Origin of the sequence: Mesorhizobium sp. M6A.T.Cr.TU.017.01.1.1, from assembly GCF_004023115.1 — a bacterium.
GTDB classification, from domain to species: domain Bacteria; phylum Pseudomonadota; class Alphaproteobacteria; order Rhizobiales; family Rhizobiaceae; genus Mesorhizobium; species Mesorhizobium mediterraneum.
Window position 1 is genome coordinate 60,050 of sequence record NZ_RZTA01000007.1, and the last position, 24,897, is coordinate 84,946.

Genomic DNA, 24,897 nt, shown 5'->3' on the forward strand with positions numbered 1-24,897 from the left:
TGTCTTTGCGGGAGGGCAGACGACGCTCTCCTGCGGTGATGCAGATATTTAATGCCAAAGATGCAAAAATCCCGGCAAAAATGCAGAACTCAAGTTCCCGCTACATCTGAATTTATTTGGGAAAAATTGGTGCCCAGAGGCGGATTCGAACCACCGACACGCGGATTTTCAGTCCGCTGCTCTACCAACTGAGCTATCTGGGCCTGTTCCGGCACGCGGGCAGTGTTGCACACCGGATTTCTTGAAAGCGCCGCAGGCGCCCCTTGAAAGCGCGTGGGTTATAGCACGGGAATCCGGCCTGTCCAGCGCTTAAGCGTTGATTTCGAGCGGGAGACCAGCAGTTGTTCGACAGGCTGATTCATGGGCCACGGTCGGGACCAGCGGACTGCTCTGAACGGGCCTCATTTGGGAGGGTCACCGTCCGTTTCGTCCTCGTCGTCGCGGGCCGAAATGACGTAGGCGCCCTTGAGCCAGCGGTTGAGGTCGATGTCCTTGCAGCGTGTCGAGCAGAATGGATAGGTCTCGCGCGCCGACGGCTTGCCGCATTCGGGGCATGGCCGCTTGGGGCGCAGCGGCGTGACTTTGTCGTCCGAGCTCATGGCCGCCCCGAACTTATAGCCGCTCCGAAACTCATGGCCACCCCGAAACTCATGGCCGAACTGACTGCCAGTTGGCGTGCACCTTGAACCCCTCGCCAGTCAGAAGCGCCACCGTCTCATAGAGCGGCAGGCCGACGACGTTGGTGTAGGAGCCGACAAGCTTGACGACGAAGGCGCCGGCCAGCCCCTGGACGGCATAGCCGCCGGCCTTGCCTCGCCATTCTCCCGAGGCCACATAGGCGTCGATCTCGGCGCGCGGCAACCGCTTGAAACGCACCCTGGTCTCGACCAGCCGCTGGCGCAGCTTGCCGGCCGGCGTGATCAGGCAGATGCCGGAATAGACCCGGTGCGAACGGCCGGACAGCAGCCCGAGGCAATTGGCGACGTCGTCGAACGTTTCGGCCTTGGGCAGGATGCGCCGGCCGACGGCGACCACCGTGTCGGCGGCCAGCACGAAGCTGGGCGCATAGTCCTCTTCCGTCTGCAGTGAGCCCAGCGCCTTCTCGGCCTTTTCCTTCGACAGGCGCTTGGCCAGCGAGCGCGGATGCTCGGCGCGCAGCGGCGTCTCGTCGACACCGGCCGGCAGCACGCGATCCGGCTCGATGCCGGCCTGCTGCAACAGCTCGATCCGGCGCGGCGAACCCGAGGCAAGCACGAGCTTCTGCAAAATGCTCATCGCGATCCCGGCCGAACTCTGACGATCTTACTTGAAACGGTAGGTGATGCGGCCCTTGGTCAGGTCGTATGGTGTCATCTCGACCAGGACCTTGTCGCCGGTCAGCACGCGGATGCGGTTCTTGCGCATGCGGCCGGCCGTGTGGGCGATGATCTCGTGTTCGTTTTCGAGCTTCACCCTGAACATCGCGTTGGGCAACAATTCCGTGACGACACCCGGAAACTCGAGGACTTCTTCCTTCGGCATTCGATACCTTTGCTTGGATGGGGATTCCCAGCGCCCCGGCCGGAATTTGGGCGGAACCTATATGATAATCGTGCGCTTGTGAACATGCTTAATCAGCGCGGTTTTTTTGCTTCCGGCGCCAGAAAACGGCCGCCGATCCGCGCCTTTAGCCGTTCGCGCACTTCACGATAGGCGGCCATGATCTGCTCACGCGTGCCGCCCACGCCGGTCGGGTCCGGCATCGGCCAGTATTCGACGTCGACGGCAAGCGAGCGGGTAAGCTCGAGCGCGGTGTGATGCGCCTCCGGCGACAGCGTGACGATCAGGTCGAAATAGTCGTCCTCAAGATCGTCCAGTGTCCTCGGGTGTCGTCCACCCAGCGAAAGCCCGTCCTCGGCCAGCACGGCGTCGACGAATGGGTCGCGTTCGCCGCCGCGCACCCCGGCCGACGCCACGAAAGTGGTCGCCGGAAGCATTTGGCGCGCCAGCATCTCGGCCATCGGCGAGCGCACGGCGTTCATGCCGCAGACAAACAGGATCGAGCGGGGCAGGATCGAGCGGGGCAGAGGGGCTGGCAGTTCAGCCTCGCCAGTGCAGCACGCAGACCAGCGTGAACAGCCGGCGCGCCGTGTCGAAATCGATATCGATCTTGCCGGCCAGCCGGTCCATCAAGGTCTGCGAGCCATCGTTGTGCAGGCCGCGCCGGCCCATGTCGATCGCCTCGATCTGGCTGGGGGTCGAGGTGCGGATGGCGTCGTAGTAGCTTTCGCAAATCATGTAATAGTCCTTGACGATGCGCCTGAGCGGCGTCAACGACAGGATGTGGGTGACGACCGCCGTGCCGTCCTCGCGCGTCACCGCGAAGACCAGGCGGGATTCGGCCAGCGACAGTTTTAGCCGGTAAGGCCCGGCGCCGTCGTCATTGACCGGCTGGAAGCGGTTCTCCTCGATGAGGTCGAAGATCGCCACCGCCCGCTCATGCTCGACATCGGGCGTCGAACGGCCGATCGATTCGTCGAGTTCGACATCGATCAGCCTGCCATGGGTTCGATCGTAGTCGGACATGTCAGTCTACATGTTCAGCCGTATGGCGACGGAGCGTCCATGCGCGTCGAGGCCTTCCGCCTTGGCCAGCGCGATGGCCGCCGGCGCCAGCGCCCGCAACTGCTCCGGCCCGAGCTTCAGGATCGAGGTGCGCTTGACAAAATCGAGCACCGACAGCCCGGATGAGAAGCGCGCCGAGCGCGCCGTCGGCAGCACGTGGTTGGAGCCGCCGACATAGTCGCCAATCGCTTCCGGCGTGTGGCGGCCGAGAAAAACAGCACCTGCATTGCGCATCCGCGCCAGGAAGGCTTCCGGCTCGTCGATCGCAAGCTCGACATGTTCGGCCGCGATGCGGTCGACCAGCGGCAGTGCTGCCTCGATTTGGGGAACGAGGATGACGGCGCCGAAATCGCGCCAGCTCGCCGCCGCCGTCTCGGCGCGCGGCAGGCTTTTCAACTGGCGCTCGACCGCCTGTTCGACCGCCGCGCCAAAGGCGGGATCGTCGGTGATCAGGATCGACTGCGCCGACACGTCATGCTCGGCCTGGGCAAGCAGGTCGGCGGCGATCCAGTCCGGATCGTTGCTGCAGTCGGCCACGACAAGCACTTCCGAAGGCCCGGCGATCATGTCGATGCCGACCGTGCCGAAGACCTGGCGCTTGGCCGCGGCGACATAGGCATTGCCGGGGCCGACGATCTTGGCGACCGGCTTTATCGTCTCGGTGCCATAGGCCAGCGCCGCGATCGCCTGCGCGCCGCCGACGCGGTAGATTTCGGAGACGCCGGCGAGGTCGGCGGCCACCAGCACCAGCGGCGGCACCCCGCCGCCGGAGGCAGGCACAACCATGGCGATGCGCTCGACGCCGGCGACCTTGGCTGGGATGGCGTTCATCAGCACCGAGCTCGGGTAGCTCGCCGTGCCGCCCGGCACATAGAGCCCGACCGCTTCGACCGCCGTCCAGCGCGAGCCGAGCTCGACGCCGGCGGCGTCCGTATAGCGGTCATCCTGCGGCAGTTGCCGCTGGTGATGGGCGCGGATGCGCTCGCGCGCGAATTTCAGCGCTTCGATCGTCTGCGGATCCGCTGCGTCGTACGCCTTGGCAATGTCATCCTCGGAGACGGCAATGCCGAGCTTGATCAGGTCGCCGCCGCCGAATTTTTGCGTGTAGTCGACCAGCGCCGCGTCGCCCTCGGCGCGCACTCGTGCGATGATCTCGCGCACCACGGCATCGACATCAGCCGAGACTTCCCGCTTGGTCAAAAGGAACGCGGCAAAACGCTGCTCGAAATCGGCATCGGACAGGCGAAGGGTGATGGCCATCTTGCGCTGCTCAGGCTCTGTGGAAGGGGCGCGAGGTCGCTTCCCAGGCACCACCGATGTCGGCGAGCCGCGCCTCGATGCACTCGACATCGAGCATGATCGCGCCACCGCCTGAAAAGATCAGCTCGACAATGCCGGCCGGCTTGTCGAGGGCGAGAAAGCTGATCGCCAGCAGCGACAGCACCTCATCAGGCTTGTCGCGGGCAATGCCGCTGGTCTTGGCGCCCAGCACCCGGTCGAAATGCAGCACACTTTGCCGCCGCTCATTGTGCTGACGGAACAGGCCCGATTTCGCCTCCCAGACGAAGCGGTTCATGGTCACCACGAAGCGCTTGGCCGCCGGCATGTATTCGAGGTCGCCGACCTTCAGCACGGCGTCCTGGATATGGGCCGAGACGATGCTCAGATCCTGATCGTCGAGCGCGACAAGCTTGAGAGCCATGCGGATTTCACACCTGAAAGTTGACAATTCAACCTTCTGTTAGGCGGTCTTTTCGGTCCGCGCAACCGCGCCGCAAACCTTGCGAAATCGCCTAGCCGGAAATCCGCTCGATCACCGCGCCGCAGCCGGACAGCTTTTCTTCCAGCCGCTCGAAGCCGCGGTCGAGATGGTAGACGCGGTTGACCGTGGTCTCGCCTTCGGCCGCCAGGCCGGCGATGACCAGCGACACCGAGGCGCGGAGGTCGGTCGCCATGACCGGGGCGCCCTTCAGCTTCGAGACGCCGTCGACGATCGCCGTCTGGCCGGAAAGCGTGATGTGGGCGCCGAGCCGGGCAAGCTCCTGCACGTGCATGAAGCGGTTCTCGAAGATCGTCTCGGTGATGCGCGATTTGCCCTTGGCCATGGTCATCAGGCCCATGAACTGCGCCTGCAAATCGGTCGGGAACGCCGGGAAGGGCGCCGTCGCCACGTCGACCGGCGCAATGCCGGCGCCGTTGCGCCTGACGCGGATGCCGGAATTGGTCTGCGTGATCTCGGCACCCGTCTGGGAAATCACGTCGAGCGCGGTCTGCAACAGGTCGGCGCGTGCGCCTTCGAGCACGACGTCGCCGCCGGTCATCGCGACGGCCATCGCATAGGTGCCGGTCTCGATGCGGTCGGGTATCACCCGGACGCGCGCGCCCGACAGCGCTTCAACGCCGTCGATGGTGATGGTCGCGGTGCCGGCGCCGGAAATCCTCGCGCCCATGGCATTGAGGCAATCGGCGAGGTTGACGATCTCGGGCTCGCGGGCGGCGTTTTCGAGCACCGTCTCGCCTTTGGCCAGCGAAGCCGCCATCATCAGCACATGGGTGGCGCCGACCGATACTTTCGGGAAGACGTAGCGGTTGCCGACAAGACGGCCGTTCCTGGTCTTGGCGATGACATAGCCGGTGTCGACGTCGATATCGGCGCCAAGCACCTGAAGGCCTTCCAGGAAAAGATCGACTGGGCGCGTGCCGATGGCGCAGCCGCCGGGCAGCGAGACCTTGGCCTCGCCCATACGGGCAAGCAGCGGCCCGATCACCCAGAAAGACGCGCGCATCTTCGACACCAGCTCGTAGGGTGCCGTGGTGTCGACAATGTTGCGGGCGGAAAAATTGATGGTGCGCGAATAGCCTTCTTGCTGCTTTTCGCGGCGGCCGTTGACCGAATAGTCGACGCCATGATTGCCGAGGATGCGGATAAGCTGCTCGACATCGGCTAAGTGCGGCACGTTTTCCAGGGTCAGCGTGTCGTCGGTCAAAAGCGAGGCGATCATCAGCGGCAGCGCGGCATTTTTCGCGCCCGAGATCGGAATGCTTCCGGCAAGCTTGTTGCCGCCGACAATTCTGATGCGATCCATGAAAGAACGTTCCCCTCGGCCGAAAGGCCGGTTTTCAATCGGTTGAGTCTGTTGTGGCCGGTCTAGACCATTGGCCGACTTGGTTCAAGAAACAGGATTCCCACCCTGGACCCAGCCTGTTGATATAGGTCAATCCTTTTGTTTTTCCCTTAACGGACCAAGCCCGTCAGGCCGCTTGTCGGCGTCGCCAGCGCGCTGCTTGTCGGCGTCGCCAGCGCGCCGCGAGCGCGACTGCGCCTTGCGCTTCTGCAGATTGGCGCGCAATTGCTCGGCAAGCCGGCTCTTGCGGTCGGCCTTTTTCGGTTGACTGTCCTTCTTCGATGGACCGCCCTTGTCAGGTGGAATTGTCGTGTCGTTCATGGTCCCGTCCCGGCCGGCGATTAGAGCGACATGCGTCCGCTTGGACGCACAAAGTACGCTCTAACACTTTTTATCTCGCCAGCCGCTATTCAGGGATAGCCAACATTGTGGCGGTGCCATGTCCGGAAAAGCCGTCGGAGCGGGCTTTCACAGATGGCTTGCGCTTGGCCTTGCGCTTGCCGGTTCTATATGGCAGAAGCCCCGCCATTAGCGGCTGCGGTAGCTCAGTGGTAGAGCACTCCCTTGGTAAGGGAGAGGTCGAGAGTTCAATCCTCTCTCGCAGCACCAGATTTCCCGAAGATTTTCAATAGTGCGCTTCGCCTGGTCATTTCTTCTTCCGGCACCAGCAGGCGAACGAAGGCGCAACACGGGACCAGTATCCGTGGATTTTCCGTGGACTTTGTTCCTGTTGCATTTACGAGTCGTGCGGAAATTCAAGCCGTCGACGAGGAGTGACGGTATGTCTCCCGTCAGCTAAAAGACGCGATGCCTGTTGTGGTCTTAATCGGATTGTTCGCGCTCTTGGCGATCGGCAAATTGCTCGAGCCGCTGATCGGTGAGGTCGGTTTCTTTTTGTTGATCGGTATCGGGCTGCCCTGCATCATGGCCGCCTACTATTATGCTTGGGACCTTCGGAACCGAGACAAGTTTCGCAGAAAGTGACGGGCAGCCTGCCGAGCGCAAGCTGATGCTGGGTCAATCCTAAGCCGGATCCTGCTACAATACCGTATGGCCGCTCGCATAGTGGTTATCCTGGCGCTTCTTGCCGCCTTCGCCTACGGATTCGCAAAACTCGTGGAACGTTATGGCGACGCTGGCGACAAGCCCTCTCCGTGTGAACAATGGCCGCATCCTGATTGTCCAGTCCCAAGAGCGCCTCCTCAGGAAGAAACTAAGCCTTGAGCGGGCGCGACCTCAAACGTCAGCGTTGATATGCCGTGGCAGCGGGTTCGCGCCGCGCCACCGGAACAAGAATTGCTCCGCCCCGTTTTAGATAAGTAAGCAACCCGTGGCGGCAGCAATCAAGCACCGCAGCTGAAGGTTGCTCGGAGGCTAATATGGGTAAGCAACTTACATCGGCTGCGGCAGGCATCCTTCTGCTCGTTGGTGTCAGCGCCGCCGCTGCTCAGGACGTCATCATTCAACCCGAGCAGGACACTGTGATCCGGGAATACGTGAAAAAGAAACCGTTGGCATCCCTCAGCCTTCCCGGCGTGGAGCTCAACATCGGCACTGCTCTGCCCGAGACAGTCGAGCTCTACGAGGTGCCGGACGTTCAGTACCGCTACGTAGTCATCGACGGCCGAACCGTCCTGGTCGATCCAGGTACCCGCAAGATTGTGAAGGTCTACGATTGACTTGACCCCTCCCGCTGAAGCCCGTCATGCCGAAAGGTGCGGCGGGCTGGCGCCTTCTCAGGCTCGGCTTGGACTTCTTCTGTGATGACTTCGAAGCGAGTAAGCCGGGAAAGACCGAAGCTCGTTGAGATGGCGACGTCATTCGCATCGCATCCCGTCGCCATCAGGATTCTGCCGATACGAGGCTGGTTATGCCGTGCATCAAAGGTGAACCAATGGCCGCTGAGATAGGCTTGGAACCATGCGTTGAAATCCATGGGATACGGCATCGGCGGTATCCCGATGTCGCCGAGGTAGCCGGTGCAATATCGCGCCGGAATGTGCATGCAACGGCACAGCGTGATTGCCAGATGCGCAAAATCACGACAAACGCCGGCCCGATCGGTTAGCGCGCCGTAGGCGGTCCGCAGCGTGTCCGCGGCCTGGTAGTTGAAGGCGATGTGTTCGTGAACGAAATCACAGATCGCCTGGACGCGCGCCCATCCGGGTGCGGTGTTGCCGAAATTGGCCCAAGCGAAGTCGCCAAGCCGATCGGTATCGCAATAGCGACTGCCGAGAAGAAACCTGAGCACGTAGTCGGGCAGCTCTTTGATATCGTGCTGGATGGCGTCGGCGACCACAATTTCTGGCTTACCGGTGTCATAGATTTCGAAGTTCGTTGATATCGTCGTCAGCCCGGCGGGCGCTTCTATTCTCGTGCATAGATTGCCGAAAGCGTCGATATAGCCGCGGGCCTCGCTCGGGCGATCGAAGCCGATGATTTGTTCTGTCAAAAGATCGATGCGACGTGAAGGATGGATATCAAGGACGAGCAGCATCGGTGTCGGCTGCGGACATTCGTAGGCAAGCTTGAAACCGGCGCGGATACGCATGGCAGCTCCAACGCGTTGATTTCAGCAAACTCCAGACTGTCCGAACAGTTCCGCAAAACATTAGGGTTCTCTAATTTCCATTGGTGCCAGCGTCCTTCGCCACCTTGACCTCCACCGTCATGCCGAGAAAACTCGACGCGCTGCCGGAGTAGCTCCCGGAGAGGGGGATGGCTTGCTGCGGATGCCTGGCGACGGCCACCCTGATCAGATCCCGGTTGCCGACAATGCCATTGGTGGGATCGAACTCGACCCAACCCGCGCCAGGCAAATAGACCTGGCACCAGGCGTGCGTCGAACCGCCGCCGAGGACAGAAGCACTGTCGCGGTTCGGCACATAGACATAGCCAGTCACAAAACGCGCGGCAAAACCCAGCGAACGAACCGCTTCCATCATGAACAACGCAAAGTCCCGGCATGTGCCTCGACGCAGGTGCAACGTCATGAGCGGCGGTTGCGTCCCTGGTTCAGTTCGTCGGGAATACACAAAGCTCTCGTGGATGGCGTAGCAAAGCGTCATCAACAATTTGCCCGTCTCGGTGTGCCCTCTGGCACTCACGAACTGTCGCGCCCATTTGCCGATCTCGTCGCCGTCATCGAGATGATGGCGCTCCATGGTTTGAGTGAGGTCGGTTGCCTCGTCGGGATCATAGGAGAAGGGATAGCTGAGTGCCGCTTCATCGATCCGGAAATCAGGCGCATGCTGCGGTGTGTGATCGAGCCGAATGTCTGTCACGAAACGCAGTTCGTCTTCGGAACCCTTGAAGTCGACCACCGCAACGCAGTTTCCGAAAACGTCGTGGATCCAGCGAATCTCTTTGGGCTTGGGGTTCACAAACAGCGCGTGATCGAGAAGTCGCTGATCGAAACTATCGCGCGGCCTGAACATCAGCCGGTGCTCGCCGAACGTCACCGGTTGCGTGTAGCGATAGACGGTCGTGTGCTTGACTGAAAAAATCGGCATTGGCTTGCGTCGACCACCTGCGATATCAGCGCAATCATATAATCTTTTTCGATGTGCAGCGGACAAAATGGAGTCCTCCGCCTCGACCGGATCGCATCAGGCACCGTAGGCCTAAGCCTTTTGCAATCTCCAATTGGTAGACTCTCTCAATGCCCCGGAACTTAATCTTTGCGCCAAGGAGGGGCCAAGGCGAGGAACGTCGCAAACGGGAGGAAATAATGAACGAAGACTACGATCTGGCCATAGGTCACGACAAGCCCTACGAAATAGCTGCTTTCGCTGAAAAGCATGGCCTTACGATAGGGGCTGCCGAGCTGATCCTTTTCGCCTACAGCCCGTCCCGAGCGGCGTGCGATACTGCTGCAACGGCTTTCCTCACGGCAGTCGCCGCACAAGCCAACAGACAATCGGCGCGCTAGTTCTCGTTCCGAACATCCTGAAAGCGACAGTGGCGTAGATCACCTCGCCACCATCGCATACACGTCGCCCGCCGCTCATTTCGGAGCGGCAGGCTTTGGAAAGGCTGCGCCGATCTGTGGCGCAGCCTTGATTCTGAACGCTCAGGTGAGGCTTCTGGACCAGTCGTCTATCTGGCGCTCTGCCTCTTCCTTGGCGATTCCATACCGCTCCTGAATACGCCCTGCGAGTTGGTCACGATTGCCCTCGATGCGATCAAGGTCATCGTCCGTAAGGTCGCCCCATTGCTCCTTGGCCTTGCCTTTGAACTGCATCCATTTTCCCTTGATTTGATCCCAATTCATGGATTCCTCCTTTTGTCGTCTAGAGGAAATGCAATTGGACACCACACGTTCCCGAGCAGCGGATCGCCCATGACGATTATTGTTGGCGAGCAAAAAGCCGCCAGCCGGAGCCGGCGGGGCGAATTGGAGCAGGGGAGCGAATGGAACCATCCGCGTCTTGAAACTCGACAGAAAGGTTCCCCAGCGGGATCAGCTGGCGCGCGCCAAGGCGATCGATATGACGTTATCTGCATCCGCCCCCGGTAGATCGAACAGCATCGGGAGTTGGCGGGTCATGGCCATTTCAACGATCAGCTCTTCAATGGAAGCTGTCGGCAGGTCGGTCTCGACACTATTCGAGATCATCGAGGCAAGCTTGTGGACTGGCACTGGTGCCGACTTCGCACGGTCGTCGAGCAACCTGCTGATTTCGATTACAACGTCTGCGTCAATGCTCTTTGGCAATTCGCGCATGGCTTTTCCTCCCTGCCCATATCATGCGCGTGCCAGAGGGCTGAGTCTCGAAAAATCGACGTATGGAACCGAAGGCGCGCGTCGGCCGATTGCTTTGCTGCGTTAGGGCTGCGGCGAAAAAGCGGAGTGCACTGGTGTCGCATGCGGCAACGAAATCGCCCCTTTTGCGTTGGCCAATCATGCATCGTTCAGCAAACGTGACCAAAGGAGAGTAAGCATGACAGCCGACGCGGCGAAGCTCTATCCCCGCCACCGGGATCGGATCTCCGGCAGCGAGGACTACATAGTAGCGCATTTTGCCCGGCAAAACGGCATCACTCCAGCGCAAGTCCATCAGTTGATCAAGAGATATGGAAGCAACCGCGCCAAGCTGGTGGCGGCGGCGAAGGAACTTCGCACGTCGCTTCGATCGGATGTCCCCAAGCCGCTGCTAGGCTCGGGCCGCCGCGCCGGACGTCTCAACGCCGGTGTTGATGCCAGAAATGGCTTAGAAACGCGGTGAGCAGACTGCTGAAAACAATCCAGCCGAGGATTTCGTTTTCAGACTTTTCAATCCTGGCCGCCGTCGCCAGCTTCTGTTCGCGATCACTTGCTTTGATGGTCGCCTCCAGATCGGATCGGCTGCCGTATCGAACCGAGTAGGCTCGTGTAAATTCGGCGCCCAGCAGAAAGATCTCGGACGAATAAAAGACCCACAACAGCACGACGAGCAATGCGCCGGCTGCGCCGTATGACGATGCGGTCGCGCTTGCTCCGATATACCAGCCGATCAGCGACTTGCCGATCGTGAAGAGAAACGCCGTCACCACGGCGCCGATGCCAACGTCGCGCCATCGCAGCGCGCGGTCGGGCAGGACCTTGTAGATTGCCGCGAACAAAAGCGCGATCAGGGCAAACGAGACGATCCCGTTGATTGTACTCAGGATAATGGTGCCGAAGGGTAGATATGCGTTGATGATTTCGCCGAGCGCAGAAATTGCGGCGCTCGCGACCAGGGACACCAGGAGCAGGAAGCCAAGCGCGGCGACGAGCCCGAGGCTTGCGGCGCGGGCCCGCACAAGCCCGGAAATCGATGTCTTAACCGGTTTGACTTTCCAGATTTCGTTCAGCGCAAGCTGCATTTCGCCGAACACGCCGGATGCGGTGACGAACAGCGTGACGAGCCCCAGGATGGCAGCAAGAGTGCCCGCCGTCCGTTGGGAGGCGTTTTCGATCGTCGCTTGCAAAAGCTCCGCGCTCTGCGGCCCCATCAGGCCCGCGAGCTGGGCCGAAAGGGCAAGTTGCGCCGCATCGTTTCCGAAGGCCAGGCCAGCGATAGCGACAACGATGAGCAGGATCGGCGCGAGCGAGGTTGTGGCATAAAACGCCATCGCTGCGCCGTGACTCAGGGCGTTGTCATTGATGAAGCCGAGGACGCTCTCTGCAAGGAGTGCCCAGCCCTCTTTCGCCAGATTCCACATGTTTTGCTCACCTGCTTCTCAGCAAGCAATTAGAGGCAGCACGGCAGCGGACCAGAGCAGCAAATGGGAGAAGTCCTGGTCCGTTTGGATCCGGGGGTTAGGTGATGGATCTTGAGTTGTTTGGCGAGGTGCCACTGCTACGACGAGGAGGTAGCAGGCGGCGGAGATTGCAGACCTGGGAGCGGGCGTGCGGTTCCCCTTTACGGCAATACGGCCAGAGTTCGACGTGCTGAATGTTTTCCCGCAGCGTTGCAGTTCAGCAACAGACTTCGGGGAGATAGCCGGCTACTGTGGGGGATATTCTGGAGCCGAGGAGGGGTGCCATGTTTTCCATCAGACGGACTGCTTTGACCGCCACGATGCTGCTTGCCTGGGGCGGATGCGCTCTCGCGGCAGACCCAGTATATGAGGAGCCCGTGGTCGCTTCAGTCTATGACTGGAGCGGTGTCTACCTTGGCGTGCAAGGCGGATATGGCTGGGCTGATGCGGATGTGACGATTTTCACCAATCCACCACTTGTTGGAACGGCCGATCTGGACGGAGCATTTGTTGGAGCGCTTGCCGGCTATAATTTCCAGTCCGGGAATTTCGTGTTCGGTGTCGAGGGTGACATAAACAAGAGCTGGATCGAGCTCGACGATGATGACGGGGACGCCGAGATCGACTGGTTCGGGTCCGTGCGCGGACGTGTGGGCTACGCTTGGGATCGCACCTTGCTTTTTGGCACGGCCGGTATTGCTTTTGCGCATGGCGAAGTGTCTACGGTTGTGGAAGATGACGATATGAGCTTCACCGGCTGGACCGCGGGGCTCGGCGCTGAACATGCTTTCACCGACAACTGGCTTGGACGGGCCGAGTATCGCTATTACGATTTCGGCACGGAAGACATCACGCGCGGGGAAGTCGACCTGACGATGCACACCGTCTCTGTAGGCCTCGCATACAAGTTCTAGTCTAAACGACGCCAGCAGACGAACCGACTGCGGTCCCTGGACGACCCAAGCCGGCCTCAGGCAATTGAGCGCAGGCTTGGGCACCGTCGTCGCTCTGACGGCAGCATGACTGCGGTGTGGGCGTGAACTCATTTTGTCATGCCAACCTCGCCTGAGACCCTGTCGGGCGCGCCGCGCCGACAAGGACGTCTCCTCATCTCTGAACAGTATCTAGGCTGAACACTATCCGGTCGTGGCGTGAGAGCCAGCCACAAGAAATTGCCGACGGCGGCCGGTTTCGTTGGCAAAAGGTTACCGTTCCCTGCTATTCCCCCTTCAAATCAAAAGCAGTGGACTTGCGCATGACCAATGTCGCCCTGACCGGGCTTGCCCGCGATCTCGCCAAGCGCGCCGCGGAAGGCCGTCCGGTGCGCATCGGCGTCATCGGCTCCGGCGAGATGGGCACCGACCTGGTGACGCAGGGCATGCTTATGCCGGGCATTTCGGTGTGCGCCGTTTCGACCCGGCGCCCGCACACGGCACGTGACGCCGTCCGCATCGCCTATGGCGACGAGGCGATGGCACGGGAGGCCGATACGCCGTCGAAGGTCAGCGAGGCGATCGAGAGCGGCAAGATCGCCATCACCTCGAACGAGATGCTGGTGACCAACCCGCTGATCGACGTGGTGATCGACGCCACCGGCAAGCCAGGGGTCGCCGCCGATTTTGACCTGATGGCGATGGAGCACGGCAAGCATCTGGTGATGATGAACGTCGAGGCCGACGTCACCATCGGCTGCTATTTGAAGCAGCAGGCCGACCGGCTCGGCGTCGTCTATTCGGTCGGTGCCGGCGACGAGCCGTCGAGCTGCATGGAACTGATCGAGTTCGCCTCGGCGCTCGGCTACACCATCGTCTCGGCCGGCAAGGGCAAGAACAACCCGCTCAACCACGACGCCGTGCCCGATGATTATCGCGCGGAAGCGCTGCGCCGCAACATGAACCCGCGCATGCTGGTCGAGTTCGTCGACGGATCCAAAACCATGGTCGAGATGTGCGCCATCGCCAACGCCACCGGGCTGGTGCCTGACATTGCCGGCATGCATGGCCCCAAGGCCGATCGCGATGAATTGGCCAAGGTGCTCATCCCGCGCGCGGATGGCGGCATCCTGTCGAAGAAGGGCGTCGTCGACTACACCATCGGCAAAGGCGTGGCGCCCGGCGTCTTCGTCATCGTCGAGGCGACGCATCCGCGCATCATCGAGCGCATGGACGATCTGCATATCGGCCACGGCCCGTATTACAGCTTCTTCCGGCCCTATCATCTGACCTCGCTGGAAGTGCCGCTCACCGCCGCCCGAATAGCGCTCTATGGCAAACCGGACATGGTGCCGCTGCCGAGGCCGGTTGCCGAGGTCTGCGCCGTGGCCAAGCGCGATCTGGCGGCAGGAGAGATTTTCGATGCGATCGGCGAGACCTGCTACCGCTCGTGGACCATGACTGTCGAAGAGGCCCGCGCCAACCGCGCTGTGCCGGTCGGCCTGCTCGAAGGCGGCAAGGTGCTGAGACCGGTCAGGAAGGGCGAGCTGCTGACATCAGGCAATGCCGCGCCCGACCCGACGACTAGGCTGTTCGCCTTGCGCCGGCTGCAGGACGAAATGCTGTATGGGGCTTGATGCCGTCGAGAGTGGGAGCTGTCGGACGGCTTTCCCGAGCACGCTGGTATTGTCATGACAAACTCTCTATATTGTAGTGACAGCGAAGGCGGAGGCCGATTACATGAATCTTCAGATCAGGGACCCGCGCGCACGCGAACTGGCGCGAGAGCTTGCTGCCAAACGAAAGATTTCGATGACCGAAGCGGTCATCGAAGCGCTTGAATCCGAATTGAAGCGGGAAAGCGGACGCATTCCCCTGGCGGCGCGGCTAGCAGCCATTGCCAACGACTTCCAGGCCAAGGCAGGCCAGGGCGGTCGGGCTGTGACGAAGGATGAGATCGACGAAATGTGGGGGCATTCCTGATGTTCGTCGACACCTCCGTGGTTGTCGCGATTCTTTCAGGAGAAGAGGATGCCGGCGAGTGGAGCAACCGCATCGAGGCAGCGCCAGCAAGGATAACTTCGGCGCTGGTCGTGCTTGAAGCGGCGATGCGGCTTTCAACGATGCTCGCCGTCCAGCCGGTTGTCGCCGGGGACGCGATAGAGGCGTTTCTTCGCGAGGCTGAAATCGAAATCGTGCCGATCGACGCCGGCGATGCCGCGCTCGCGATCCAGGCGTTTTCAGACTATGGAAAGGGGCGTGGGCATCCCGCCCAGCTCAACTTAGCCGACTGCCTTTCTTATGCCTGCGCAAAAAGTCATGGCTCCGCACTGCTCTACAAGGGTAACGACTTTTCGCATACCGATCTCGCGTAATCCGCGAAGCCGAACCTACTTCCCCAACTCGATCGACCTAAGCCGCGCCGATTCCACCGCTTCGGTGAGCAGGTGGGTCAGCCGGTCCTCGCCCATCAGCACGGCCAGCGCGGCGGCCGTGGTGCCGTTCGGGCTGGTCACCTGCTGGCGCAGCACGCCCGGATCTTCGCCGCTTTCGGCGGCGAGCGAGGCGGCGCCATAGACCGTCTGCATGGCCAGCAGCCTGGCCGTCTTGGTCGGCAAGCCGGCCTTCTCGGCCGCCACGGTCAACGCTTCGATGAAATGGAAGATATAGGCGGGTCCCGACCCGGACACCGCCGTCACCGCATCCATCAGGCCTTCGTCGTCGATATCGGTCACTTCCCCACTCGCCGAAAGCAGATCGGCGACGAAACGCTTGGTGTCGTCGGAAACCAGCCTGTTGGAAAACACCACCATCATGCCCTTGCCAATCGCCGCCGGCGTGTTGGGCATGCAGCGCACGATCGGCGCGCGATCGCCCAGAATGGCCTCGAACGTGGCGACCGGCGTTCCGGCGGCGATGCTGACGAAGGTGGTGCGGCCATCATTGAAGCGCTTGTAGGCGGCGGTCACGTCGCGGATCACCTGCGGCTTCACCGCGATGACGACGAGGGCCGGCACCGCGTCCGCCGGAATGCCGCCGGCATCTGCGGCGGCACCGCAGCCCAGCGCTTCGGCGCGCTTGCGCAGATCGGCATTGGGCTCGACCACGAAAACCGCCGCCGGGGGGAGCTTGCCCGATTTCAGCCAGCCCGAGAGCATGGCGTGACCCATATTGCCGCAGCCGGCGAGAACGAGCCTGATCGTCATGGAAAACCTCCGCTAAAAGGTTCTCCCATAGACGCTCGCGACTAGGCGGGAAAGCCCTCTTGGGACGGATGGCGTCAGGACAGGCCCCGAACTGCCATCGGCCGCAGCGACACCTGCCTCAGGCCGAACATGCCGAACACGAAGAACAACCAGACCGGATCGGCGCGATGGAAGAAGAAGCTTTCGAGGAAGGCGTTCAGCGCTGCGAACAGCACCACCATCATGAAGAAGTCGCCGAGATAGATGTTTTCCTTGCGCAAGGGGATGCGCATGTAGTCGCGCAGCGGCGCGATCAGGAACGTGTAGACCGCCACGCAGAGCGCCGGGATGCCCATCAGCACCGCGATGTCGAGATAGCCATTATGGCCATGCACGATGGTTCTGATATCCCAGGCCCGGTCGAAGGGCTGGTCCTGGTTGAGCAGCAGCGGCGTGCCCCAGAAGCTCTCGTAGCCGTAGCCGGTCCACGGCCGCTTCGCCAGCATCTCGCCGGCGAACTCCCACAGCGTCGTCCGCCCGGTGTAGGTCAGGTCGGGGAAATAGAGTGCCGCCAGATGCTTCACCAGCGGCAGGAAGACGATACCCAGCGTGGCGATCGCCGTGGCGATGATCGCCAGCGCAAACAGGATCGGCGTGCCGAGCCGCATGCCGATCAGGCTCGGCAGCACGACGATCAGGATCGAAAACGGCACCAGTCCCGCGGTCGTCTTGGAACCGGTGTGCAACATGAAAATCATCGCCGCGCAAAAGATCGACGCGCCCCATAGCCGCTGTCCGCGCCGGTAGAGGTACAGCCCGGCGAAGCTGAAACACGCCATGACAGGCCCGGCGATATTCTTGTGGGTGAATACGCCGCGCCACAGGCCGGCATGTTCCGGCTCCAGCGAAGCGGTGGTGTGCAGCGCCTCGTGCGGAAAAACGACGAGCCCGATGTAGGAGAGGGCCATGACGACGACTGACGTAAAGATGATGACTTTCGAGAAAGCCTCGGCGTCGCGCGGCAACGCCAGGATCGTCGCCATCGTCAAAATGCCGATCAGCGTGAAGGAGGCGGCGCGCATGGCCGACGGCGGGTCGGTCGCCATCACCACCGACAGCACGAGGAAAGCCAGCATCAGCAGCCAGGACGGGCTGAGCAGCGAGCGCACCACGCGCGCGTCGGCGAAAGCCATCAGCGAGAAGATCGAGATCGCGCCAAGCGAGCCGAAGCCGAGCTGGTTGACGATGTCGCCGCCGTCGCCGGTCATTTCGGCGCCGGCCGGCTGGAAGGGGCGGAACGACACCAGGATGACGGTGAACAGCAGCGCCGCGATCGCGGTCGCGACGCCGTCGCGCGTGAACGCCGCGCTGAGCGGCGCGCGCTCAGTTCTTCTCAGGCTGCCGGTATTGCTCATTGGCATATCCGAATTCGGCAAGCACGCGGCCGAGGGCGACATGAATGGGGTATAAGGCGGCCGCCGATGATCCCGTCCGCATCAGCCTGGCCGCGCCGCGAAACGGCGAGGCGGCAAGCAGCGCCAGGCTCTTTAGAAAGACCTTGGTGCCGGCGAACGGCGTGCCAGCCCGTTTCTTCTTCTCGACCAGTGTCGAGATGACGCCATTGCGCAGGCTGCGGGCGCGGATCCAGTCGGCTTCGACGCGTCGGGCCGGGACGCTTTCCCGCACTTGCGCCTCGGCGCACCAGCCAAGCACAAAGCCTCTTTGCGCGGCGCGACTCAGGAAATCGGAATCGCCGCCGCCTATGAAGTTGAATTTCAGGTCGAGGAAGGGCGGCCCCATGGCGGTGAGCACGTAACGCCCAACCAGCAGATTGCCGGAGGAATAGAGCGCAGGCACACGCCTGGTCTCCCGGTAGGGTGGCGCAAAGACCGGGTGATCGGCCCATCCGGCATGGGCGGCGTCGGCAAACACAGGCCTTTGCGGGCCACCGACGATGTCGGCACTGAGTGTCTCGGCCGCCGTGCACATGCGCTCGAGCCATTGCGGATCGGCGATCTCGTCATCGTCGATGACCAGCAAGTGCCTGAAATTTGGAAAGTGCAGGATCGCCGTCTGCCAGCCGGCATTATAGGCGCTGCAATTGCCGCGCTCATGCGCAACGATGACCATGCCTGATATCTCGCCGCGCTCGAACAGCGGCAGCGCCGCCCTGGCGCCGGCGCGCGCCTCGGCCTCGTTCTCAATGACGATGATTGCGAAGCGTCTGCCGGTTTGCTGGGCCTTGAGCGATGCCAGCGTCGCCAGCAGCTGCTCGGGCCGTTTGAAGGTCGGCAGCGTCACGACCGCCTCGACGGCCGTCGTGACAAGTCCCGGAGAGCGCCCCGCGATCGATACCGAATCGTCCGATGGCAATGGGATCATCCGTGTTCAGCCCGGGATGGTGAGTTTGGTCCTTGATAGCATCGCGACGATAACGTTTCGTTAATCACCTTTCGCGGACAAGCCCGCAAATCCGCGACTCCAGGCCGCCAAATACCTTCACTTAATCAAGGCTTCACCGCGCTTTGCTAGCTGTATCCGCTCAGGATAGGTGAGATGCATCTGCTGTTCGCCACATCGATCGTGCCCGACGGCGCTCTTGCCTCGGGCTATGAGATCGCCAATGCCGCGATCATCGCCGCGTTGCGGCGCGCCGGCGCGCGCGTCACGGTGATCGGCTTCACCTGGCCCGGCAAGCCTGCGAGCGATCCGCAAAACACCATCGTGCTCGGTGCCGTCGATGTGCGCACCGAAAGCGCGTCATCGCTGCAAAAGCTCGCTTGGGTTGCAAAGGCGCTGCTCTCCGGCCTCACTTTCGCGTCGGTCAAGCTGCGCGTGGTCACCGACAGCGAGGTCCAGGCCGCCGTCGATCGCGCCGGCCCTTTTGACGGCTATGTCTTGAATTCCGTGCAGTTCGCCGGCGCCTTCGAAAGCCTCTTCGGCGACCGGCCGTCGATCTTCGTCGCCCACAATGTCGAGCACAGTTCGGCGCTGCAGAACGCCGCTGCTGCCGGCGGTCTTTTCCAGCGCATGTTGTTTCGCCGTGAGGCCAAGCTGCTCAAGGTCATTGAAGCACGGCTTTGCCGCCGGGCACGCTTCGTCTTCACGCTGGCCGAGGAAGATCGCTCAGCGCTCGGCGTCGGCTCCGACGATCGTTCGGCGATGCTGCCGCTGGTGACTTGCGCCGAGCCGCCCGCGCAAAAAACCCTGCGCAGTATCGATTGCGACGCGGCATTGATCGGCACCTGGACCTGGCAGCCGAACCGCATCGGCCTCGATTGGTTCCTGGACAAAGTGGTGCCGCATCTCAGGCCGGATTTCCGGGTCAGGATCGCCGGCAGCGTGCCGCCGGGCGTCATTTCCACGCATCCCGGTGTCGAATTCGTCGGTCGCGTGCCGGACGCGCAGGCCTTCGTGCGCAGTGCCGCCGTCATCCCGCTGATCAGCACCTCCGGCAGCGGCGTGCAGCTCAAGTCCATCGAAACCTTCGAACTCGGCCTGCCTTCCGTCGCCACCAGCCATTCGCTGCGCGGCATCGATCATCGCCCGGTCAATTGCATCGTGACCGACGATCCGGTCGCCTTCGCCGGCGCCCTGGAAGCCGCGGCAACCGACGTCAGGGACGTCGACGGCAGCGCTTTCCACCGCCGGCAGATGAAAGCGCTCGATGCCGCAATCAGGCGTGGCCTGAAAAAGCTCGATCCCATCAGGCAGGAGGTGTTCGCGTGAACATGCACACCGCCCGCGCCGCATTCGGGGTCGACAGTTTGAAATCGATCCTCGGTATATCCGTTCTCGCCATCCGCTGGGACGATGCGGTCGCCCTGCTGACCCGATTGATTGCGGAGCGACGCTTCACCAAGGTCAGCTTTCTCAACGCCCACAATGCCAATGTCGCCTACACGGAGCCGGTCTTTGCCGAGGCGCTCGACGATTTTCTCATCCTGCCTGACGGTGTCGGTGTCGATCTGGCGGCGAAACTGCTCTACGGAACGTGGTTTCCCGACAATCTCAACGGCACCGATTTCATCCCTGCTTTCCTCCAGGCGTCCGCCAGGCCGCTGACCGTGGGGCTGCTCGGCGCGACGCAGGCCAACGCCGAGGCGGCATCGAAGAAGCTGGCAGCGCTCGCGTTGCAGCACAGATTCGTGGTCATCCACGACGGCTATTTCTCCCCCGCAGAGGAGCCGGCAATCGTCGATCGCATCGCCAGATTGCGGCCGGACGTGCTGCTTGTCGCCATGGGCGTGCCGCGCCAGGAATTGTGGATCGCGCGCCACATCGATGCGCGCCACTGCACACTGCCGATCGCCGTCGGCGCGCTGCTCGATTTCCTGAGCGGCGCGGTGCCGCGGGCGCCGCTGTGGATGCGCCGGCTCAGGCTCGAATGGCTGTTTCGGCTGTGGATCGAGCCGGGCCGCCTCTGGCGCCGCTATGTCGTCGGTAATCCTGTGTTTCTGTGGCGCGTCATTGGCCAGAAATTCTTGCGCAGGCCCGCCCCTGCCAGATCAGGCCGCGGAGCAGGCTCCGGAGTGGGCCGTTGAACAGCCGGTTCGTGCCGAGCCCTGCCGCCGCCCCCGATGTCCTTCGCCGGACGCCGACGGCGGCGGTCGTGACGGCAAGCTATGCGCCGGATTTGGAGCGTTGTCGCCTGCTGTGCGAAACCCTCGACCGCTACGTTTCCGGCGTGGCGCACCACTATATTCTTGTCGAGCATCGCGACGTGGCGTTGTTTCGCCAGTTGGAGAACAGCCGCCGCACCGTCGTCGACGAGCGGGACCTGTTGCCGCGCTGGCTGCACGCCTTCGACGATCCACTGAGCCTGTTCCGCCGGCGCATCTGGCTCAGCCTGAAGACCATGCCGCTGCGCGGCTGGCATGTGCAGCAGCTTCGCCGCATCGCGATATCAGCGCGTGCCGGGGAAGACGTGCTGATCTTCTGCGATTCCGACGTGGCGTTCCTAAAACCTTTCGACTGCAGCGCCTTCTGGCGCGATGGCAAGGTGCGTCTGTTCCGCCGCGGCGGCGTGCTGTCCGAAGGCCATGAGGAACACCGGATCTGGTCGCGCAATGCGGGCTCGGCGCTCGGCATCGAGCCATCAGAGGTTTCCACCCACGATTACATTTCGACGCTGATCGCATGGCGCCGCGAAACAGTGACCGCCATGTGTGCCCGGATCGAGAAGGTCCATGGCCGCAACTGGGTCGAAATCGTCGGTGCGGTGCGCAAATTCTCCGAATGCATGATCTACGGCCGCTATGTCGACGACGTGCTCGCCGGTGCCGGCCATTTCCACGGCTCGGAGGAATTCTGCCGCGTCCACTGGACGGGCGAAGCGCTGTCGGATGACGAGTTCCGCCGCTTCGTCGCCGCCATGGCGCCGGAACAAGTGGCCATCGGCATGCAGTCCTTCATCGGCACGGATATCGGCCGAATCCGCCGCCTGATCGGCTCGACTAGTCCTTGGGTCAGACCCTGAACGACCGGTTTTCGACCCCTTGCCGTTTTCCCGGTAGGGGTGATGAAAGGGTGGAAGTCACCTGTTACAGACGGAAGCGCAGGTTCCGTCGCGTGAGTTCGTTGACCGAGGTGCAGCCCATCAGCTTCATGCCACGCTCGATCTCGATGTGCATCAATTCCAGCGCGCGTTCGACGCCGGCCTGCCCGGCGGCCGCCAGTGGGAAGAGATAGTAGCGGCCCAATCCGACGGCTTTTGCGCCCAGCGAGAGCGCCTTGAGCACATGCGTGCCGCGCTGCACGCCGCCATCCATCATCACATCGATTCTGTCTCCCACCGCAGCGACGATCTCCGCAAGCTGGTCGAACGCGGTACGCGAGCCGTCGAGTTGTCGACCGCCGTGATTGGAGAGGACAATTCCGGTGCAGCCAATCTCGATCGCACGCCTGGCGTCCTCGACCGACATGATGCCTTTCAGGCAGAACTGTCCGCCCCAGTGCTGCACCATCTCGGCAACGTCGTTCCACGACATTGCGGGGTCCAACATCTCCGTGAAGTAGCGGCTGATCGACATCGCGCCGCCGCCCATGTCGACATGACCGTCGAGCTGCGGCAGCTTGAGCCGCTCATGCGTGTAGTAGTTGATCGCCCACGATGGTTTGACCGCGAACTGGGCGATGCCAGCGAGGTTGAGCTTGAAGGGAATAGCGAACCCCGTTCGCTTGTCACGCTCGCGGTTGCCGCCGGTGATGCTGTCGACCGTCAGCATCATCACCTCTACTCCCGCCTGCTTGGCCCGGGCCATCATCTCGCGGTTCAATCCGCGGTCCTTGTGAAAGTAGAATTGGTAGACTTGCGGCCCATTGCTGATCTGGCGCGCCTCTTCGAGGCTGACGGTGCCGAGCGAGGAGACGCCGAACATCGTGCCATATTTCGCCGCCGCTGCCGCCACCGCACGTTCGCCCTGATGGTGGAACAGGCGCTGGAGCGCTGTTGGCGAGCAGTAGACCGGCATCGCCAGCTTCTGGCCCATGACGGTCACCGACATGTCCACATTGGTCACGCCGCGCAGGACATTCGGCACCAGGTCGCAGTCATCGAAGGCAGCCCTGTTGCGCCGATAGGTGACTTCGTCATCTGCCGCGCCGTCAATGTAGTTGAAGATCGGTCGGGGAAGGCGCTGTTTGGCCATGCTGCGGAAGTCATGGAAGTTGTGGCAGTTGCTCAGACGCATCTCATCACTCTGTTGGCCCGGGCCCAACCCTATTGGCCCGGGCTCACCTGCCCGATAGCACACTGCCGCGCAATGCCTAACTGAGGCGGGCTGAACGATAAACGGCCGCAACGAACCGGTAGCAGTCGTGGCGCGAACGTAGCTCTGGAGAAGCGGCGGCAAGGTCGGTAAACGGCGGCGCTTTCCCCGCTATTCGACATCAGGCATTTTTTCGAGTGAGCGACCAATCTCGGGCAACAAATTCTATGATGTCGTCTCGAAAACATAACACGAAATGCCGTGAATTCGGACTGTCTGGCGCCAGAATCTCCCAATCGTCGGTTGCCCGGCTCTCGCCGGTCACCTCGTAGAACGCCCCCCATTTTGGAGCCTGATTGCTGTAACGGCCTTCACCTGCAAACCACGCGCGATCATCTGAGGCGTCCCATTGCCAACGACTACAGCCAACGAAGCGAAGCGTTGCCGACTCTCCCTCTTCGGCGTCGTGGGCCAATGGCTTCAAAAGAAAGGAAATCTGAACTGTGTCGCCCTCGACGACTAGCTCTACGTCAGGAGCATTGGGCTCGGCGTTCCAGTTAGGGTTCAGGTGGCGGAAAGATAACTCGGTCATGCCCCCCGATATTGCATGTCGAGAGGGAAACTTTCCATCCCATCTCGGCCATTGACGGCAGGCAGTTGATCGACCCTACACCGGCTTGGCCGGATTGCGCATCGCCGAATAGGTGAGCAGCGTCGAGGCGAGGTAGAGCAGCAGGAAGACGACATTGAGCGACAACACCAGTTCCGGCATGTCCAGGATGGTGGTCAGCACATAGGTCAGCAGGACCGCCTTCAGCCCGGCAAGCAGGGCCAGGTTGATCGCCCGCACCAGCGTCTGGCCGCGCGCGAACAGAAGCTCGGCCTGATATTCGACCAGGTTGCGCAGCCCTGGCACGCAGATCGCCAGCGCCACCAGAGGGGCAGCCTCGGCAACATTCTTGCCCAGCGCGTTGGGAAAGAAATGCAGCACGATGGCGAGCGCCGCCAGCGCCAGCGTCGAGACCAGGAACACGCCGCCTTCGATGCCGCTCTTGACCGAAAGGCGCGACAGCAGTTCCGGCGCGCGCATCATGCGCTGCACCAGCATCATCGAGAAGGTGCGGATCGGGATCGCGGTCAGGTCGACAAGCCGCATGATGATGGCATAGATGCCGGCGAGGTGCGGACCGCCGATCGCCAGCACCAGCAGCTTGTCGAATTCCATCTGCAGGTAGAACAGCACCTCCGCGCCGGCCACGTAGATGGAATCGGCGAGCCGCCGCAGATAGAGTTCCAGTCGCAGCCGCAGCCTCTGGCGCGGATAGAAAAATCCGAAGGCGATGAGCAGCGAGGCGGCGTTGGCGCCGATATAAAACCAGGACCAGACCCCTATGGTCGGCTGCGCAGCGAACATGAACAGCACGGCGCCGAGCGCCCGCAAGGCCGTTGCCAGGATCGTCAGCAGCGCGGCGCGGCCGAACTTGCCGAGGCCGTTGTTGACGATCAGCGCGACCTCGACCGGCCGCCATAACAGCGCCTCGGCAAAGACGATCGCCGCAAAGACCGACAGCGGCACGGTGCTGGCAAAGAAGATCAGGTAGACGCCGTAGGAGGCGGCAGCCAGCAACGGCAGCGATATCACTCCGAGCAGAAGGAAGCCGGCGGTGAAGGTGCCTATCAGATTGGGGCGGATGGTGGCGGTTCGGTAAAGCGCCGAGATGAAGCCGAAGCCCAGGATGCGCGACAGCATCACGCCGGCCGCCGAAGCGGTCGCGAACATGCCGAACTCGGCGATGGACAGCGTGTTGGCCAGCGCGATGAAATAGGCGAGCGAAAACACCAGCCGCCCGCCTGCGCCGCTGATCGCCGAGAGATAGTCGCGAACCAGTCCCCGTCGCTCGGCCACGAAAGCGCCGATCCGGGCGAGGGGCCGCCTTTGCGGGATGTTGCCAGCCTGAGTCATGTGTCGGAGACAGCATAGGTTGGAAAGTTTAACGCGCCGTTCTGAACGCTTTTGTTGCTTCAAGAAGGACACAACCGAAGAGGGAAACCTCATCTTCAAGGCAGAGAAATTAACCTTTTGTTTCCTATGCTTGTTTAGCGTGGCTTAACGAAT

General features: G+C 62.0%; 32 protein-coding genes and 2 tRNA genes. 11 read left to right on the plus strand and 23 right to left on the minus strand.

What is annotated here, in order from left to right:
* Positions 1-127 precede the first annotated feature (127 nt).
* The 10 genes from EOB36_RS03735 to EOB36_RS03780 form a co-directional block, all read right to left on the minus strand.
* A tRNA-Phe gene (locus EOB36_RS03735) sits at positions 128-203 on the minus strand.
* Between the two features lie 198 nt (positions 204-401).
* Positions 402-599 (minus strand): DNA gyrase inhibitor YacG, encoded by a 198-nt coding sequence (yacG, locus tag EOB36_RS03740; protein WP_095483502.1) that lies wholly within the window; start codon positions 597-599, stop codon positions 402-404.
* Between the two features lie 49 nt (positions 600-648).
* The gene (locus tag EOB36_RS03745) at positions 649-1,275 is read right to left on the minus strand and encodes a Maf-like protein (RefSeq protein WP_126103674.1); all 627 of its coding nucleotides are present in this window, start codon (positions 1,273-1,275) and stop codon (positions 649-651) included.
* Positions 1,276-1,302: 27 nt separating this feature from the next.
* A complete protein-coding gene (gene infA, locus EOB36_RS03750) occupies positions 1,303-1,521 on the minus strand; it encodes a translation initiation factor IF-1 (protein ID WP_006200926.1) in 219 nt (72 codons plus the stop codon).
* A 92-nt stretch (positions 1,522-1,613) separates the two neighbouring features.
* Positions 1,614-2,078, minus strand: coding sequence for a low molecular weight phosphatase family protein (locus tag EOB36_RS03755; protein WP_281032968.1), 465 nt, complete (start codon positions 2,076-2,078; stop codon positions 1,614-1,616).
* 1 nt (position 2,079) lies between these two features.
* Positions 2,080-2,565: a UPF0262 family protein gene (locus tag EOB36_RS03760; RefSeq protein ID WP_126103672.1), complete on the minus strand. Its 486-nt coding sequence runs from the start codon at positions 2,563-2,565 to the stop codon at positions 2,080-2,082.
* Positions 2,566-2,571: 6 nt separating this feature from the next.
* On the minus strand, positions 2,572-3,864 hold the full coding sequence (gene hisD / locus EOB36_RS03765; RefSeq protein WP_128284323.1) for a histidinol dehydrogenase: 1,293 nt from the start codon (positions 3,862-3,864) through the stop codon (positions 2,572-2,574).
* Positions 3,865-3,874: 10 nt separating this feature from the next.
* The gene (locus tag EOB36_RS03770; RefSeq protein ID WP_128284324.1) at positions 3,875-4,306 is read right to left on the minus strand and encodes a DUF2948 family protein; all 432 of its coding nucleotides are present in this window, start codon (positions 4,304-4,306) and stop codon (positions 3,875-3,877) included.
* A gap of 91 nt (positions 4,307-4,397) precedes the next feature.
* Positions 4,398-5,690 (minus strand): UDP-N-acetylglucosamine 1-carboxyvinyltransferase, encoded by a 1,293-nt coding sequence (gene murA, locus EOB36_RS03775; protein WP_095483508.1) that lies wholly within the window; start codon positions 5,688-5,690, stop codon positions 4,398-4,400.
* 129 nt (positions 5,691-5,819) lie between these two features.
* Complete coding sequence (locus EOB36_RS03780) at positions 5,820-6,050, minus strand: hypothetical protein (RefSeq protein ID WP_206637137.1); 231 nt, start codon at positions 6,048-6,050, stop codon at positions 5,820-5,822.
* A 213-nt stretch (positions 6,051-6,263) separates the two neighbouring features.
* Between EOB36_RS03780 and EOB36_RS03785 the strand changes: the two genes are divergently transcribed.
* A tRNA-Thr gene (locus EOB36_RS03785) sits at positions 6,264-6,338 on the plus strand.
* A 182-nt stretch (positions 6,339-6,520) separates the two neighbouring features.
* Here the strand turns inward: EOB36_RS03785 and EOB36_RS35675 are convergent.
* Positions 6,521-6,655, minus strand: a complete 135-nt coding sequence (locus tag EOB36_RS35675) for a hypothetical protein (protein ID WP_281035467.1) — start codon at positions 6,653-6,655, stop codon at positions 6,521-6,523.
* Positions 6,656-6,767: 112 nt separating this feature from the next.
* Complete coding sequence (locus EOB36_RS35680; RefSeq protein WP_281035468.1) at positions 6,768-6,893, minus strand: hypothetical protein; 126 nt, start codon at positions 6,891-6,893, stop codon at positions 6,768-6,770.
* Between the two features lie 215 nt (positions 6,894-7,108).
* Between EOB36_RS35680 and EOB36_RS03790 the strand changes: the two genes are divergently transcribed.
* A complete protein-coding gene (locus tag EOB36_RS03790) occupies positions 7,109-7,408 on the plus strand; it encodes a DUF1236 domain-containing protein (protein ID WP_095483510.1) in 300 nt (99 codons plus the stop codon).
* Here the strand turns inward: EOB36_RS03790 and EOB36_RS03795 are convergent.
* Together EOB36_RS03795 and EOB36_RS03800 are read right to left on the minus strand one after the other, a co-directional pair.
* Positions 7,399-8,280: a transglutaminase family protein gene (locus tag EOB36_RS03795; protein ID WP_128284325.1), complete on the minus strand. Its 882-nt coding sequence runs from the start codon at positions 8,278-8,280 to the stop codon at positions 7,399-7,401. The two genes, EOB36_RS03790 and EOB36_RS03795, sit on opposite strands and share 10 nt — an antisense overlap.
* Before the next feature lie 70 nt (positions 8,281-8,350).
* A complete protein-coding gene (locus tag EOB36_RS03800; RefSeq protein ID WP_128284342.1) occupies positions 8,351-9,241 on the minus strand; it encodes a transglutaminase family protein in 891 nt (296 codons plus the stop codon).
* Positions 9,242-9,459: 218 nt separating this feature from the next.
* On the opposite strand from EOB36_RS03800, the gene EOB36_RS03805 reads away from it, so the two are divergent.
* A complete protein-coding gene (locus tag EOB36_RS03805; RefSeq protein WP_095483977.1) occupies positions 9,460-9,660 on the plus strand; it encodes a hypothetical protein in 201 nt (66 codons plus the stop codon).
* 141 nt (positions 9,661-9,801) lie between these two features.
* Here the strand turns inward: EOB36_RS03805 and EOB36_RS03810 are convergent, their stop codons facing one another.
* Together EOB36_RS03810 and EOB36_RS03815 are read right to left on the minus strand one after the other, a co-directional pair.
* Entirely contained in the window at positions 9,802-10,002 is a 201-nt protein-coding gene (locus EOB36_RS03810; RefSeq protein WP_095483513.1) for a CsbD family protein, read from the minus strand.
* A 189-nt stretch (positions 10,003-10,191) separates the two neighbouring features.
* Positions 10,192-10,455 (minus strand): hypothetical protein, encoded by a 264-nt coding sequence (locus EOB36_RS03815; protein ID WP_029348484.1) that lies wholly within the window; start codon positions 10,453-10,455, stop codon positions 10,192-10,194.
* A gap of 217 nt (positions 10,456-10,672) precedes the next feature.
* Here EOB36_RS03815 and EOB36_RS03820 point away from each other — a divergent pair, with 217 nt between their 5' ends.
* On the plus strand, positions 10,673-10,957 hold the full coding sequence (locus EOB36_RS03820) for a DUF3606 domain-containing protein (protein ID WP_127203583.1): 285 nt from the start codon (positions 10,673-10,675) through the stop codon (positions 10,955-10,957).
* Here EOB36_RS03820 and EOB36_RS03825 read toward each other — a convergent pair.
* The gene (locus tag EOB36_RS03825; protein WP_128284326.1) at positions 10,914-11,915 is read right to left on the minus strand and encodes a YihY/virulence factor BrkB family protein; all 1,002 of its coding nucleotides are present in this window, start codon (positions 11,913-11,915) and stop codon (positions 10,914-10,916) included. The two genes, EOB36_RS03820 and EOB36_RS03825, sit on opposite strands and share 44 nt — an antisense overlap.
* Before the next feature lie 347 nt (positions 11,916-12,262).
* On the opposite strand from EOB36_RS03825, the gene EOB36_RS03830 reads away from it, so the two are divergent.
* From EOB36_RS03830 to EOB36_RS03845, 4 genes are all read left to right on the plus strand, one after another.
* Positions 12,263-12,868, plus strand: a complete 606-nt coding sequence (locus tag EOB36_RS03830) for an outer membrane protein (protein WP_245467594.1) — start codon at positions 12,263-12,265, stop codon at positions 12,866-12,868.
* A 341-nt stretch (positions 12,869-13,209) separates the two neighbouring features.
* On the plus strand, positions 13,210-14,523 hold the full coding sequence (locus EOB36_RS03835) for an NAD(P)H-dependent oxidoreductase (protein ID WP_127290391.1): 1,314 nt from the start codon (positions 13,210-13,212) through the stop codon (positions 14,521-14,523).
* 103 nt (positions 14,524-14,626) lie between these two features.
* The gene (locus EOB36_RS03840) at positions 14,627-14,869 is read left to right on the plus strand and encodes a type II toxin-antitoxin system VapB family antitoxin (RefSeq protein ID WP_127290393.1); all 243 of its coding nucleotides are present in this window, start codon (positions 14,627-14,629) and stop codon (positions 14,867-14,869) included.
* Positions 14,869-15,261 carry a type II toxin-antitoxin system VapC family toxin gene (locus tag EOB36_RS03845; protein WP_095483519.1) on the plus strand — a complete coding sequence of 131 codons (393 nt, stop codon included), beginning with the start codon at positions 14,869-14,871 and terminating at the stop codon, positions 15,259-15,261. Before EOB36_RS03840 ends, EOB36_RS03845 begins: the two co-directional genes overlap by 1 nt.
* A gap of 15 nt (positions 15,262-15,276) precedes the next feature.
* On the opposite strand, the gene proC is transcribed toward EOB36_RS03845, so the two are convergent.
* The 3 genes from proC to EOB36_RS03860 all read right to left on the minus strand — a co-directional run bounded on the left by proC (position 15,277) and on the right by EOB36_RS03860 (position 18,453).
* Positions 15,277-16,092 carry a pyrroline-5-carboxylate reductase gene (gene proC, locus EOB36_RS03850; protein WP_128284327.1) on the minus strand — a complete coding sequence of 272 codons (816 nt, stop codon included), beginning with the start codon at positions 16,090-16,092 and terminating at the stop codon, positions 15,277-15,279.
* A gap of 74 nt (positions 16,093-16,166) precedes the next feature.
* Complete coding sequence (locus EOB36_RS03855) at positions 16,167-17,486, minus strand: O-antigen ligase (RefSeq protein ID WP_128284328.1); 1,320 nt, start codon at positions 17,484-17,486, stop codon at positions 16,167-16,169.
* Positions 17,455-18,453 carry a glycosyltransferase gene (locus EOB36_RS03860; protein ID WP_128284329.1) on the minus strand — a complete coding sequence of 333 codons (999 nt, stop codon included), beginning with the start codon at positions 18,451-18,453 and terminating at the stop codon, positions 17,455-17,457. Before EOB36_RS03860 ends, EOB36_RS03855 begins: the two co-directional genes overlap by 32 nt.
* Positions 18,454-18,627: 174 nt before the next feature.
* Between EOB36_RS03860 and EOB36_RS03865 the strand changes: the two genes are divergently transcribed.
* The 3 genes from EOB36_RS03865 to EOB36_RS03875 are packed head-to-tail and all read left to right on the plus strand — an operon-like array spanning position 18,628 to position 21,550.
* A complete protein-coding gene (locus tag EOB36_RS03865; RefSeq protein ID WP_128284330.1) occupies positions 18,628-19,800 on the plus strand; it encodes a glycosyltransferase family 4 protein in 1,173 nt (390 codons plus the stop codon).
* Positions 19,797-20,615: a WecB/TagA/CpsF family glycosyltransferase gene (locus tag EOB36_RS03870; RefSeq protein ID WP_127203589.1), complete on the plus strand. Its 819-nt coding sequence runs from the start codon at positions 19,797-19,799 to the stop codon at positions 20,613-20,615. Before EOB36_RS03865 ends, EOB36_RS03870 begins: the two co-directional genes overlap by 4 nt.
* A complete protein-coding gene (locus EOB36_RS03875; protein ID WP_128284331.1) occupies positions 20,612-21,550 on the plus strand; it encodes a DUF6492 family protein in 939 nt (312 codons plus the stop codon). Before EOB36_RS03870 ends, EOB36_RS03875 begins: the two co-directional genes overlap by 4 nt.
* A 64-nt stretch (positions 21,551-21,614) precedes the next feature.
* Here EOB36_RS03875 and EOB36_RS03880 read toward each other — a convergent pair whose 3' ends face one another.
* The 3 genes from EOB36_RS03880 to EOB36_RS03890 all read right to left on the minus strand — a co-directional run bounded on the left by EOB36_RS03880 (position 21,615) and on the right by EOB36_RS03890 (position 24,744).
* Complete coding sequence (locus tag EOB36_RS03880; RefSeq protein WP_128284332.1) at positions 21,615-22,763, minus strand: alpha-hydroxy acid oxidase; 1,149 nt, start codon at positions 22,761-22,763, stop codon at positions 21,615-21,617.
* Between the two features lie 199 nt (positions 22,764-22,962).
* Entirely contained in the window at positions 22,963-23,373 is a 411-nt protein-coding gene (locus tag EOB36_RS03885; protein ID WP_128284333.1) for a hypothetical protein, read from the minus strand.
* Positions 23,374-23,448: 75 nt separating this feature from the next.
* Positions 23,449-24,744 carry a lipopolysaccharide biosynthesis protein gene (locus tag EOB36_RS03890; protein WP_128284334.1) on the minus strand — a complete coding sequence of 432 codons (1,296 nt, stop codon included), beginning with the start codon at positions 24,742-24,744 and terminating at the stop codon, positions 23,449-23,451.
* Positions 24,745-24,897 lie beyond the last annotated feature (153 nt).

Bases quoted from the DNA above. Each gene is read 5' to 3' on its own strand.
- yacG (WP_095483502.1), bottom strand. From the start codon at position 599: ATGAGCTCGGACGACAAAGTCACGCCGCTGCGCCCCAAGCGGCCATGC.
- EOB36_RS03745 (WP_126103674.1), bottom strand. From the start codon at position 1,275: ATGAGCATTTTGCAGAAGCTCGTGCTTGCCTCGGGTTCGCCGCGCCGG.
- infA (WP_006200926.1), bottom strand. From the start codon at position 1,521: ATGCCGAAGGAAGAAGTCCTCGAGTTTCCGGGTGTCGTCACGGAATTG.
- EOB36_RS03760 (WP_126103672.1), bottom strand. From the start codon at position 2,565: ATGTCCGACTACGATCGAACCCATGGCAGGCTGATCGATGTCGAACTC.
- hisD (WP_128284323.1), bottom strand. From the start codon at position 3,864: ATGGCCATCACCCTTCGCCTGTCCGATGCCGATTTCGAGCAGCGTTTT.
- EOB36_RS03770 (WP_128284324.1), bottom strand. From the start codon at position 4,306: ATGGCTCTCAAGCTTGTCGCGCTCGACGATCAGGATCTGAGCATCGTC.
- murA (WP_095483508.1), bottom strand. From the start codon at position 5,690: ATGGATCGCATCAGAATTGTCGGCGGCAACAAGCTTGCCGGAAGCATT.
- EOB36_RS03780 (WP_206637137.1), bottom strand. From the start codon at position 6,050: ATGAACGACACGACAATTCCACCTGACAAGGGCGGTCCATCGAAGAAG.
- EOB36_RS35675 (WP_281035467.1), bottom strand. From the start codon at position 6,655: ATGATGCAGGGCAGCCCGATACCGATCAACAAAAAGAAACCGACCTCA.
- EOB36_RS03790 (WP_095483510.1), top strand. From the start codon at position 7,109: ATGGGTAAGCAACTTACATCGGCTGCGGCAGGCATCCTTCTGCTCGTT.
- EOB36_RS03795 (WP_128284325.1), bottom strand. From the start codon at position 8,280: ATGCGTATCCGCGCCGGTTTCAAGCTTGCCTACGAATGTCCGCAGCCG.
- EOB36_RS03800 (WP_128284342.1), bottom strand. From the start codon at position 9,241: ATGCCGATTTTTTCAGTCAAGCACACGACCGTCTATCGCTACACGCAA.
- EOB36_RS03805 (WP_095483977.1), top strand. From the start codon at position 9,460: ATGAACGAAGACTACGATCTGGCCATAGGTCACGACAAGCCCTACGAA.
- EOB36_RS03810 (WP_095483513.1), bottom strand. From the start codon at position 10,002: ATGAATTGGGATCAAATCAAGGGAAAATGGATGCAGTTCAAAGGCAAG.
- EOB36_RS03815 (WP_029348484.1), bottom strand. From the start codon at position 10,455: ATGCGCGAATTGCCAAAGAGCATTGACGCAGACGTTGTAATCGAAATC.
- EOB36_RS03820 (WP_127203583.1), top strand. From the start codon at position 10,673: ATGACAGCCGACGCGGCGAAGCTCTATCCCCGCCACCGGGATCGGATC.
- EOB36_RS03825 (WP_128284326.1), bottom strand. From the start codon at position 11,915: ATGTGGAATCTGGCGAAAGAGGGCTGGGCACTCCTTGCAGAGAGCGTC.
- EOB36_RS03835 (WP_127290391.1), top strand. From the start codon at position 13,210: ATGACCAATGTCGCCCTGACCGGGCTTGCCCGCGATCTCGCCAAGCGC.
- EOB36_RS03840 (WP_127290393.1), top strand. From the start codon at position 14,627: ATGAATCTTCAGATCAGGGACCCGCGCGCACGCGAACTGGCGCGAGAG.
- EOB36_RS03845 (WP_095483519.1), top strand. From the start codon at position 14,869: ATGTTCGTCGACACCTCCGTGGTTGTCGCGATTCTTTCAGGAGAAGAG.
- proC (WP_128284327.1), bottom strand. From the start codon at position 16,092: ATGACGATCAGGCTCGTTCTCGCCGGCTGCGGCAATATGGGTCACGCC.
- EOB36_RS03855 (WP_128284328.1), bottom strand. From the start codon at position 17,486: ATGAGCAATACCGGCAGCCTGAGAAGAACTGAGCGCGCGCCGCTCAGC.
- EOB36_RS03860 (WP_128284329.1), bottom strand. From the start codon at position 18,453: ATGATCCCATTGCCATCGGACGATTCGGTATCGATCGCGGGGCGCTCT.
- EOB36_RS03865 (WP_128284330.1), top strand. From the start codon at position 18,628: ATGCATCTGCTGTTCGCCACATCGATCGTGCCCGACGGCGCTCTTGCC.
- EOB36_RS03880 (WP_128284332.1), bottom strand. From the start codon at position 22,763: ATGCGTCTGAGCAACTGCCACAACTTCCATGACTTCCGCAGCATGGCC.
- EOB36_RS03885 (WP_128284333.1), bottom strand. From the start codon at position 23,373: ATGACCGAGTTATCTTTCCGCCACCTGAACCCTAACTGGAACGCCGAG.
- EOB36_RS03890 (WP_128284334.1), bottom strand. From the start codon at position 24,744: ATGACTCAGGCTGGCAACATCCCGCAAAGGCGGCCCCTCGCCCGGATC.